This is a genomic window from Lysobacterales bacterium (assembly GCA_019634735.1).
Lineage (GTDB): Bacteria > Pseudomonadota > Gammaproteobacteria > Xanthomonadales > UBA2363 > Pseudofulvimonas.
Genome location: JAHCAT010000008.1, coordinates 183,029 through 194,622 on the forward strand (window position 1 = coordinate 183,029; position 11,594 = coordinate 194,622).

The following is an 11,594-nucleotide window of genomic DNA, read 5'->3' on the forward strand; positions in this document are numbered from 1 at the left end:
CGCCCCGGCGAGCGGGCCAGGAAACGGCGCCATGGTAGCGGCTGGCGGCCAGGCCGTGCGCTTTCCCGCAAGCTTTTCGTGATGCCGTCTTGATTATTCAGGAGCGGAACGGCCAATATCCGCCGCCGCGTGCCGGAACGCACGGCCACATTGCGAACCCGGTACCTGGAATCGCCCATGAACCGCCCGGCCGAATAACCAAAAAAATCGCCGGCGCGTGAAACGTATCACGAAACCACGGGCCGCTTCGGGCCTATGATCCGCCTCCCTTGGCGGATTCATCGCGTCCCGCCACATCCGTTTCCGCCAAACCGTGGGGGTTTCCGGAATATCATGCAAAAGTTTTCTTTGCGGCCGTTTGCCGCTTTCGCCTGGTACCTTCTGGCCGGCCTTGCCGGCCAGCTCTTCATTCCTTTCGGCAGTGCCGCCGCTCAGGCGCTGCCCGATGCCGTGTTCAACGGCGGGTTCGAGCCCTGGTCGCCGCCCACAGCGGTCCGCAGCATCACCCTGACCGGCAACGCCACCCTGGCGCCGGTCGAGCTGGTGTCGATGGGCATCCCCTTCCCGCCGGGTGCGCTCGGCGATGCCGGCCACGTCCGCATCCTGGACGGCAGCGGCGCCGAAGTCGCCGCCTTCGTCCGTCCCACCCTGCGCTGGCACTGGCTGGACAACAGCATCCGCGCGGTCAAGGTGCAGTTCTTCGCCAATCCGGCCGGCCAGTACCGGTTCGACACCAGCGCACCGCGCAGCCTCCACCTCGCCGAGCAGCCCTACGACAACGGCACCCGGCCGGGCAAGCAGAACGCCCCGGTCCCCCGGCTGCTGGCCACGCTCGACCGCACCTGGCTGGTCGATTCCCTGATCGCCGGCCCGCAGCGCCTCTGGGATGGCCAGCACTGGTACGACCGCTATGTCGACCGCCAGTGGCAGTGGGCGACCAATACCGCCTATTCGGGCGTGCATGGTTTCCTGTTCGACCGGGCCTCGGTGATCGGCCTGCAGTATGTGCGCAGCGGCCGCCCGGATTTCTTCGCCGAATTCTACAATTCCGCGACCTTCTATCTGTCGAAGATCAAGACCACCGGCAACGGCGGCGGCTGGCCGGACTGCACCGGCGGCTGGGTATTCGACGGCGTGAATGCCTGCGATCCGAAGTATTCCTATTCGATGCCGCACCTGCTGCTGATCGCGCTGGCGGGCGACGATACCCGGATCAGCCCGACCACGCTCGCGCATATGGTGCACAACCAGATGCAGGGCGGCTGGGCCGGCGTGATCGGCGCCTACCAGGGCGGCAGCCAGGCCTGGACCGAGCGCAAGATCGGCCTGGCGCTGGAGCACGTCGTCAGCGCCTACGAAATCACCGGCAACCCGGCCTGGCGCCAGCACATCGTCGATATCGTCGGCTGGCTGCATGGCCACCAGCAGAGTCCACCTGGCGACCCGTTCACCGGCGCCTGGACCCATTCGTGGCAGACCCACGAAGGCATGACCTACAACGCCGCCACCGACGTGCGCGGCGGCTCGCCCTGGATGAGCGCCAACATCGTAGGCGGCCTGTGGCGAGCCTGGCGGGTCACCCAGGACGCCCGCATCCCGGTGATGCTGCGCGACTTCGGCCGCTACATGGAGCAGCACGGCTTCGCGCCCGATTCCCTTGCAGGCAACTGGCGCAGCGCCTGTAACGCCGGCGGCACCATCGGCTGGTACTTCTCCTCCGGCATCGCGCCGCAGTCGGCCGTGGTCGCCATCCAGAACAGCAACGGTTCCGGGGCGGACAGCCACAACCCGGAGCTGCTGATGGTGATGGCGGCAGCGCGCCGGTTCGAGTCCGATCCCGGCTGGCGGGCGCAGTTCGACCAGCGCATAGCGCGCCTGTCGATGTATCTCAACCTGTCCTGCGCCGCCGCATCGCACACCGCCCGTGCGTTCAACTGGCAGCACCGCAATCCGGAGGCCGTATGGCTGCTCGAGCAATGATCCGCGTCCGCCTGGCCCTCGCCACCGCGCTGCTGGCAGCCTCGCCGCTGTTGCCTGCGCAGACGCCGGACGGCGTGTTCGCCGGCGGCTTCGAGCCCTGGTCGGGTCCCAGCGCCGGACCGCTGGCCTTCCAGAACCAGGCCGCGCAGCGCATCGACCAGATGCTCGACTCCAACTACCGGTTCGATGCGCTTTTCGTCGACTTCAACAACGACGGCTGCAAGGACGCCTTCATCTTCTCCCACTCGGACTGGGGCGCCACCAGCCGGCTCTGGCTGAACCGCTGCGACGGCACCGGCACGTTCACTTACGCGAGCAACAGCCAGGTCAACCACAACATCGCCGCCAGCAGCAATCCGCTGGCGTCCGGCTGGCTGACCGCGCTCGACTTCGACGGCGATGGCCGCCAGGACTACTGGTCGCGGCATGGCAACGCCATGGGCGCGCGCTACCGCAACGGCAGCAGCCAGGGCAGCTTCCTGCCCTGGTTCACCGGCAAGGAGAACGCCTGCGAGGGCTACTGCGCGTTCGCCGACATCACCGGCAGCGGCAACCTCGAGGTGGTCTACAACAACCGCCGCGTCGAGCACATGATGACCCGGCAACAGCTGCGCCCCAGCAGCGGCAACGCCGCCTACCAGGTGGTCGGCGACGTCACCGGCAACGGATGGCCGGATATCGTGCAGCCGGCCAACGGCGGCTACTGGCGCAACGACGGCGGCAACCTTACCTGGGTCGCGGTGCCCGCGTTCACGGGCGGCCGCTTCATGCAGATGCTGCTCGCCGACCTCGACAACGACGGCCATCTCGACCTGTTCCTGCTCGACGGCCAGCAGTTCTCGCCCAGCGACCGCGGCCTGCTGTTCCGGAACACCGGAAACGGCGGGTTCACCAACGTCAGCGCGGGGTCCGGCCTGGCCAGCATCGCCAGCAGCGACTACGGCAACATCATCGCCGCCGACTTCGACAACGACGGCTGGCAGGACCTGCTGGTATCCGGTGTCGGCGGATCGGTGCGCCTGTACCGCAACAACCGCAACCTGACCTTCACTGCCGCAACCGGCATCGATTTCGGGCAGGCTGCAGGCCAGGGTCCGGGCGGATGGCAGTCGGCGGCGCCCCGTGCGGACGTCGGCGACTTCGACAACGACGGCAAGCTCGACATCATCAAGACCCAGTTCCTGTCCAACGTCGGCCTGTTCCGCAACCTGACCGCCACCGACGGCGCGCGCTGGATGAAGGTGCGCGTGCGCGGCGGCGGCGGCAACAGCGACGGCATCGGCGCCAGCGTCCGCTGGTACCGGCCGGGCACCAACGTGCTGGTCTCGCACATGCCGGTGCTGGCCGGCGAGCAGCACCCGCAGACCCACCTGCACACCGGCCTGGGCGGCAATGCCACCGTCGATCTCGAGGTGCGCTTCCCGAACGGCGGCCCGGTCCGGCGCTTCAATGGCCTGGCCAGCAACCAGGAGGTCATCGTGTACGGCAACGGCTGCCTGATTCAGCACTGGCAGCCCGGCAACGGCTGGCCCCTGCAGGCACCGGCGGGCTGCGGCTCGCCCTGAACGACGGCGGCATCGCGGGCCGGCGGGCTGTCGGACAGCCTGCCGGCTGCGGCCAGGCGCCGTTCGGCACGCCCGTGACGCGATGCGCCGCACGAGCAACCTGAAGCGCGACCGCAGCGATCGTTCTTCAAGATTTGGTGGACGGTGCGACGACCTGCAGGGCTTTGCCGGAGGGCGGAGCGGAACGGATCTCGCCGAGCTTCCCGGACCCCGTTCCTGCGCCCCGCTCCCCAGGCCCCGACCACCAGCGGGGACCTGACGTCACTCGGGAGCCGGTGGCAGGGCACCTGGGGGACCGTTGCAGGACGTCCTGCCCGCTGGTCCCGTGCCTGACAGGACCGGCGAGCGCCGCCGCTCCCTGGCTTCGCTCCCGCCGCACGCTTGGCTGGCCCGACGAGGGGATACGCATGTTCCGCCGCGCCATGTCACCTATGTCCGCGCGGCGCAGGCGCGAAGGCGGCCTGCGCAGTTGCCGACGCACCCCCGGCATGTCAGCCTTCCGCTGTCCGGATGGAGAACGCCCGCCATCCGCCCTGCTGCCGCGGAGAACCGCCATGGATGCCAGCTCGCCGTTGGCCGACGCCGACGTCGTCACCCTGACCGCCTGCCCGGCCTGCGGCGGCGACCGCCATCGTCGCCTGGCCACCCCGGGGCGCTGGATCGGACCGGAGGTGTTCGCGCCGCTGACCGGCCGGCTCGGACTGGCCGGCTGTCGCGACTGCGGACTGGTGTTCGTCAATCCCCGGCCGTCCTCGGCGCGCCTGGGAGCCTTCTACGCCGGCAGTACCTACGACTGCCACGAGACCGCCGGATCGTCCTCGGCCGGAAAGGTCGCAGACCACCTGATGACCATCATCGAGCGGCATCTGCCCGCAGCGGCGCCGCGGCACGTCCTGGATTACGGGGCGGGTGGCGGCGGCTTCCTGCTGAGTGTGCGCGAGCGGGGCTGGCGCGCCTCGGGCCTGGAGCCGGGCAGGCGCGGCCTGACCGCGTGCAGGGCCGCCGGCCTGGACATGGTCGAGCGGCCAGAGGAATTGCCCGACGCCCGTTTCGGCCTGGTGACCTTCCATCACGTCTTCGAGCACCTGGAGGACCCCGCCGCGGTGCTGGCGACGGTGCGCCGGGTGCTGGCGCCGGACGGCCGCCTGTTCATCGAGGTGCCCAACGCCAGCGCCCTGCGGGCCCGGCTGGCGATGCCCTGGCTGACACGACGCTTCGCCATCGACGAACGCTACCGCGCCTTCCCGATCCACCTTGCCTACTACAGCCGCGCGACGCTGACCCGGGTGCTGGCCGATGCCGGCTGGGCCGTTGAGCACAGTTTCACCGTCGGACTGGGGCTGGACGAGTATTTCGTCTCCGATCCAGCCAAGCACCCCCCGGCACCCTCGTCGGCCCCGGCGCCGCAGAAGGATCAGGCCGCGGACGCCGCGCCAGTTGCCGGCAGCCACCAGCGCAAGCGATTGCGCCACCGCCTGCGCGACGGCTTCCTGGGCATGGGCTGGGGAGAAAACCTGGCCGTGATCGCCCGGCCATTGACGCCGGAATCCACAGCGGCCTGAGAGCCCGTCGATGGTGCGTTGGCGCCGCAGCGGCGCCGCGTGCCAATCCGCCTGCGCCGACTTAGGGCGATCGGGGACGAAGTGGACGTGTCCGCAAGCAAGGCGCGCATGGGTCTGAATCGGTGCGCGCACACATTGTGGGCAAGCCATGCGGCTTGTCGTCTCGCAAGCGCGGCCCTCTCCCCCCGCCCCTCTCCCGCGCCGCGGGAGAGGGGAGCACATCAGACTCCGAGTCCCGAGTCCCGAGTCCCGAGTCCCGGGTCCCGGGTCCCGGATCCCAAAGTCAGGTCATGCAACCCTGCGCGCAGCGAGGCCGAACCGGGCAGCAAGTCCCAGCAGGCCGGCCAGCAACAAGAGCCACAGGCCGCCACCCAGCGGCACGGGCAGCATCGGATTGCTGACGCCCACCGGCACGTCGGCGCGGCAAGGCGGTGGCGAACCGTCCGGTGCGCACTCGGCACCGGTCTCCGGCGTCACCGTGACCACGTTGAGGATCGGGTTGGGTGGGTTGCTGGCCACCGTGGCATTGATGGTGAAGACCACTTCGGCGCCGGCAGCGAAGTTCGGCACGGTGACGTTGATGGCCCCGGAACCGGCCGCGACCGGACAGGCCGCACCGGCGCAGGTCCACGCGAACCCGGTCAGGCCAGGCGGCACCGGGTCGCTGATGGTGACGTTGAGGACCGGCAGCGATCCCAGGTTGCGCACCGTCACCGTGTAGACCAGCGAGCCGCCGGGCGGGGTCGCGGGCACACTGGCCACCTTGGCGACCTGCAGCGGGCCCAGGCGGGGGATCGCCACGGCCGATGCCGCAGTGCCGGCAACCGGGCCGGCGAAGGTCGCGGTGCCATTGGCCACCACCAGATTGAGCGCCTGTCCGGCAGCGGCATCGGCGGGGCGCACCGTGTACTCCGCGCTGCACAGCGCGGTATCGGTGGTCACCAGCGTTCCGGTGCCGTTGCCGGCCCAGGGCTGCGCCGCCAGGGTGAGCGCCTGGCAGACGATCGGCGTATCGATCAGGGACGGGTCGGGTTCGACCAGGCCGACCGAAGTCAGCTGCTGGGCGTGGCTGTTCTTGACCGCGAAGGTGTAGCGCAGGCGGTCGCCGACGCTGGCGAAGCCACTGTTGTCGGCATCGTCCAGCAGCAGCGGGCTCTTGACCACGCGGATCTCCGCGCTGCCCGCCAGGTTCTGGCGCAGCACCACGTCGCCCGCCTGGACCGGCCCGGCGCCGGCGTCGACCCCCACCACCTCGACCTCGTTGAACACCAGGCCGGCGGCGGCGTCGCCCGCCGTCACCGTATAGCTGCGGGTGCACACCATGTGCGCGCCGACCGCCAGCGTGCTGCCAGGACAGGCCACCACGCCCTCCAGGTCGACCAGCACCAGCGACGCCAGGGCAAGCGAGCCGTCGTTGTAGAGCGTGTAGTGATAGTCGATCTGTTCGCCGGCATCGAGCAGACCGTTGAAGTTGCCGTCGACGTGCGTGCCGCCGGCGAGCAGGACCACGATGCCCTGGTCGGGGGTGATCAGGCCGCCACGCGGATTCAAGCTGGCATGCCGGACCAGGGACCGGTTGCCGGCGAGATCCATGGCGGACGCCGCCAGGCCGGCCTGCCAGGCCCGGCCGGCCGCCCCGGAACGCTCGACAGCGCACAGGACCGAGTCGCCGGGCGACAGTGCGCCGGGCTGGGCGAAGCCCGCACCCTGCCGGGTCTGCAGGTCGCAGGTCAGCGCCAGGCCACCGCCGGCGAACAGGCGCAGGCTGGACAGGGCCGAGCTGCCGGTGTTGCTGACGGTCACAAAGGTCGACGACCCTGCCGGCATCAGCCGGGCGGCGTCCGGATCGACCTGGATCGCCAGTCCCGCGGCGGCCACGGCCTTGCTGGCGGCGACCGAAGCGAGCAGTGCCGCCAGCACCGGGCCGGCGACGGAGCCGGACCGGCTGCGCGGCGCGGTGTTGGGTTGCGTGTCGATCATGGTCATGTCCGAAGTCTCCCCGGGTTCCCGGTGTGCCTGGTCCGTGGGTGCATGGTTGCCTACCCTCTGCGTCGTGTCCATGCTCAGCGGAATCCCGTGAACACGGCGGTGCTGGTCGAGCTGACGACCTGGCCACCGGGACCGCTGCCCGAGGCCGTCGCCGTGTTGACCACGCGCCGTTCCGCCACATCCTGGGCGGTCAGCACATAGCTGGCCGCACAGTTCAGGGAGTCGCCCGGCACCAGGTCGCCCAGCCCGAACGGCTCGAAGCGGTCGCGGAACAGCTCGTCCCCGCGCAACACGGTGATCGGGTGGCCGAACGCGGTCAGCGGGCTGCAGGCCAGGTCGGTGACACGCGGGTCGAGCAGGGAGATCGCCGTCAGGTTGGTGTTGCCGGTGTTGCTGACCACGAAGTCGTAGAACAGCACGTCGCCGACATCGCCGTACCCGTTGCCATTGTTGTCGATGCCCATCTCCACCGTCTTCACCAGGGTGATCGCCGTGCCGTTGGCGCTGATCGGCGCGCAGGCGGCGGATTCGACGGCGAAGGTGCCCGTGATGTTGGCGCGATTGAACAGGCCGTTGCCCGGCTGGCCGGTGCACTGGCCGTTCTGCACGCCACCGGCCAGCACCGCCACCGGGACGGTGAGGGTGTAGGCATGGACGGCGCCGGAGGCGATCGTCACGTTGGCGGCGGACACCTGCACCGTGCTGCCATTGGCCGGCGCGAACTGGCCACCCGGCAGGGCCGGGTTGACCTGGCCCGAACTCGTCTCGACCCGGGCATTGCCGTTGTAGACCAGGCCATTGGCGGTGTGGTCCAGGGTGTCGGTAAGTGTGTAGACCGCGGGCGAGCCACCCAGGTTGCGCACCTCGATCAGGTAGCGCACCAGGTACATGTTCGGCCCGGTGGTCGTCACCGACTGCACGCTCTTGACCAGGTCGACGCTGATGGTCGGCACCACCGCGCACTGCGGCAAGGTCGGCTGGCTCTGGCAGTCCACCGGCGGCCGGTCGTTCAGGGCAACCACGTTGGCGATGCGCAGCACGCCCGCCGGGATCGGGTCGACCACCTGGACCTGGAAGGTCGCGGTGACCACGCCCGGCGAGCCGCCCGCCGCCGCCGGCACGTCGACCAGCGTGTCGCACGGCGTGCCGCCGACCGAACCGGCCGCGCAGGTCCAGGTCGGCGTGCCGCCCACGAAGGTGGTGTGCTGCGGCACCCACTCGTTGATCAGGGTGTTCAGCGCCGCGGCGCCCCCTTCGTTGCGCACCGTGATGGTGTAGGTCAGCACCTCGCCCGGCTGGGCGATGCCGTCGGGGATGATGCTCTCGCCGGTGACCGCCTTGCTGACCGAGAGCGCGGGCGCGGTCGGCAGCGTGGCGCAACCGGCCGGCTGCGGTACCACCGAGCAGTCGGGCGGCGGCAGGCCGGTCTCGTGGGCCAGGTTGGTGATCGTGCCGACATTGGCCGGAATCGGGTCGTTGACCGTCGCCAGCACCGTCAGCACCAGAGCGCCGTTGCCCGGCACCGTCAGGCCGCTCCAGGTCACCACGCCGCCGGCATGGTTGCCACCGTTGTCGGCGCTGACGAAGCTGGTATTGACGTCGAGCACGTCGGTCACCGCCACGCCCGTGGCCGGTTGCACGCTGCTGTTGGCCAGCGTGATGGTGTAGGTGAGCAGCTCACCCGGCTGCGCCAGGCCATCGCCACTGGCATCCGAGACCGACTTGGACAGCGTGACCTGGGCCTGCGGCACCGGCGTGGTCACCGTGTCGGTGACCGGACCGACCAGGGCGTTGCCCGGATCGCGACCCTCGGCGCTCGCCGTGTTGACGATCTGCCCCGCGTTCACGTCGGTCTGCTGCACCACGTAGGTGCCAGTCAGCACGCAGGTACCGGCCGGGGCCACGCTGGCACAGGTGATCGAGTTCGGGGTCAGCATCGGGTCGCTGACCACGACATTGGTCAGGGTCACGTTGCCGGTGTTGGTGGCGGTGATCACATAGGTCAGGGTCTGGCCCAGCGTCGGGCTGCCAGTCGGCTGCGACTTGACGATCGAGAGCGCGGGCTTCTGCTGGATCGGGGTGGTCACCGTCGAGGTCAGCGGACCCACCGGACCAGTCGGGCTGGTGGCCTCGGCGCTTCCGGTGTTGACGATCTGACCGGCGTTCACGTCGGACTGCTGCACCACGTAGGTGCCGGTCAGCACGCAGGTGCCGGCGGGCGCCACGCTCGGGCAGGTGATCGAGTTCGGCGTCAGCATCGGGTCGGACACGATGACGTTGGTCAGGGTCACGTTGCCGGTGTTGGTCGCGGTCACCGTGTAGGTGATGGTCTCGCCCACCGCCACAGTGCCGACCGGGCCCGTCTTCAGGACCGACAGGGCCGGGGTCTGGGCGATCGGGGTGGTGACCGTCGAGGTGACCGGGCCCACCGGGCCGATCGGGCTGGTGCCCTCGGCGCTGCCGGTGTTCACGATCTGACCCGCATTCACGTCGGACTGCTGGACGACGTAGGTGCCGGTCAGCACGCAGGTGCCGGCCGGGGTAACGCTCGGGCAGGTGATGCTGTTCGGAGTCAGCATCGGATCCGACACGATGACGTTGGTCAGCGTGACGTTGCCGGTGTTGGTCGCGGTCACCGTGTAGGTGATGGTCTCGCCCACCGCCACAGTGCCGACCGGTCCGGTCTTGAGGACCGACAGGGCCGGGGTCTGGGCGATCGGGGTGGTCACCGTCGAGGTGATCGGACCGACCGGCGTGTTGCCAGGACCGGTGCCTTCACCCGAACCGGTGTTCACGATCTGACCCGCATTCACGTCGGACTGCTGGACGACGTAGGTGCCGGTCAGCACGCAGGTGCCACCAGGCGCGACGCTCGGGCAGGTGATCGAGTTCGGGGTCAGCATCGGATCCGACACGATGACGTTGGTCAGCGTGACGTTGCCGGTGTTGGTCGCTGTCACCGTGTAGGTGATCGTTTCGCCCACCGCCACCGTACCGACCGGACCGGTCTTCAGCACCGACAGGGCGGGGGTCTGGGCGATCGGAGTCGTGACCGTCGAGGTGACCGGGCCCACCGGGCCGATCGGGCTGGTGCCCTCGGCGCTGCCGGTGTTCACGATCTGACCCGCGTTGACATCGGACTGCTGCACCACGTAGGTACCGGTCAGCACGCAGGTGCCACCAGGCGCGACGCTCGGGCAGGTGATCGAGTTCGGCGTCAGCATCGGATCCGACACGATGACGTTGGTCAGCGTGACGTTGCCGGTGTTGGTCGCGGTCACCGTGTAGGTGATCGTCTCGCCCACCGCCACCGTGCCCACCGGACCGGTCTTGAGGACCGACAGGGCCGGGGTCTGGGCGATCGGAGTCGTGACCGTCGAGGTGACCGGGCCCACCGGGCCGATCGGGCTGGTGCCCTCGGCGCTGCCGGTGTTCACGATCTGACCCGCGTTGACATCGGACTGCTGCACGACATAGGTACCGGTCAGCACGCAGGTGCCGGCCGGGGCAACGCTCGGGCAGGTGATGCTGTTCGGGGTCAGCATCGGGTCGGACACGATGACGTTGGTCAGCGTGACATTGCCGGTGTTGGTTGCGGTCACCGTGTAGGTGATCGTCTCGCCCACCGCCACGGTACCGACCGGGCCGGTCTTGAGGACCGACAGGGCCGGGGTCTGGGCGATCGGGGTGGTGACGGTCGAGGTCACCGGACCCACCGGGCCGATCGGGCTGGTGCCCTCGGCGCTGCCGGTGTTCACGATCTGACCCGCATTCACGTCGCTCTGCTGGACGACATAGGTACCGGTCAGCACGCAGGTGCCGGCCGGGGCAACGCTCGGGCAGGTGATGCTGTTCGGGGTCAGCATCGGGTCGGACACGATGACGTTGGTCAGCGTGACATTGCCGGTGTTGGTCGCGGTCACCGTGTAGGTGATGGTCTCGCCCACCGCCACCGTGCCCACCGGACCGGTCTTCAGCACCGAGAGGGCCGGGGTCTGGGCGATCGGGGTGGTGACCGTCGAGGTGACCGGGCCCACCGGGCCGATCGGGCTGGTGCCCTCGGCCGAACCAGTGTTCACGATCTGACCCGCATTCACGTCGGACTGCTGCACCACGTAGGTGCCGGTCAGCACGCAGGTGCCGGCCGGGGCCACGCTCGGGCAGGTGATGCTGTTCGGCGTCAGCATCGGATCCGACACGATGACATTGGTCAGCGTGACGTTGCCGGTGTTGGTCGCCGTTACCGTGTAGGTGATGGTCTCGCCCACGGCCACCGTACCGACCGGACCGGTCTTGAGGACAGACAGGGCCGGGGTCTGCGGGATCGGGGTCGTCACCGTCGAGGTCAGAGGCGGCGTCTGGGTCGAGCTGCCGGTGCCGGTGTTGACGATCTGGCCGGCGTCGATGTCGGTCTGCTGGACCACGTAGGTGCCGGTCAGAACGCAGGTGCCGCCAGGCGCGACGCTCGGACAGGTGATCGAGTTCGGGGTCAGCATCG

Annotated in this window: 5 protein-coding genes; 3 read left to right on the top strand and 2 right to left on the bottom strand. The window is 69.5% G+C overall.

All coding sequences use genetic code 11. The features are described from left to right. Positions 1 to 333: 333 nt before the first annotated feature. The 3 genes from KF823_09540 (at position 334) to KF823_09550 (ending at position 5,107) form a co-directional block, all read left to right on the top strand. A complete protein-coding gene (locus KF823_09540; protein MBX3726147.1) occupies positions 334 to 1,980 on the top strand; it encodes a hypothetical protein in 1,647 nt (548 codons plus the stop codon). Further along, positions 1,977 to 3,545: a VCBS repeat-containing protein gene (locus tag KF823_09545; GenBank protein MBX3726148.1), complete on the top strand. Its 1,569-nt coding sequence runs from the start codon at positions 1,977 to 1,979 to the stop codon at positions 3,543 to 3,545. Before KF823_09540 ends, KF823_09545 begins: the two co-directional genes overlap by 4 nt. A gap of 554 nt (positions 3,546 to 4,099) precedes the next feature. Further along, positions 4,100 to 5,107, top strand: a complete 1,008-nt coding sequence (locus KF823_09550; protein MBX3726149.1) for a class I SAM-dependent methyltransferase — start codon at positions 4,100 to 4,102, stop codon at positions 5,105 to 5,107. 288 nt (positions 5,108 to 5,395) lie between these two features. On the opposite strand, the gene KF823_09555 is transcribed toward KF823_09550, so the two are convergent. Together KF823_09555 and KF823_09560 are read right to left on the bottom strand one after the other, a co-directional pair. Beyond that, positions 5,396 to 7,093: a DUF11 domain-containing protein gene (locus KF823_09555; GenBank protein MBX3726150.1), complete on the bottom strand. Its 1,698-nt coding sequence runs from the start codon at positions 7,091 to 7,093 to the stop codon at positions 5,396 to 5,398. Positions 7,094 to 7,170: 77 nt separating this feature from the next. Beyond that, positions 7,171 to 11,594 (bottom strand): DUF11 domain-containing protein (locus KF823_09560; protein MBX3726151.1); only part of this gene is annotated, 4,424 nt, incomplete at its 5' end.

Excerpts from the sequence above, each read along its gene's own strand:
- KF823_09550 (MBX3726149.1), top strand. The coding sequence starts at position 4,100 with ATGGATGCCAGCTCGCCGTTGGCCGACGCCGACGTCGTCACCCTGACC.
- KF823_09540 (MBX3726147.1), top strand. The coding sequence starts at position 334 with ATGCAAAAGTTTTCTTTGCGGCCGTTTGCCGCTTTCGCCTGGTACCTT.
- KF823_09555 (MBX3726150.1), bottom strand. The coding sequence starts at position 7,093 with ATGACCATGATCGACACGCAACCCAACACCGCGCCGCGCAGCCGGTCC.
- KF823_09545 (MBX3726148.1), top strand. The coding sequence starts at position 1,977 with ATGATCCGCGTCCGCCTGGCCCTCGCCACCGCGCTGCTGGCAGCCTCG.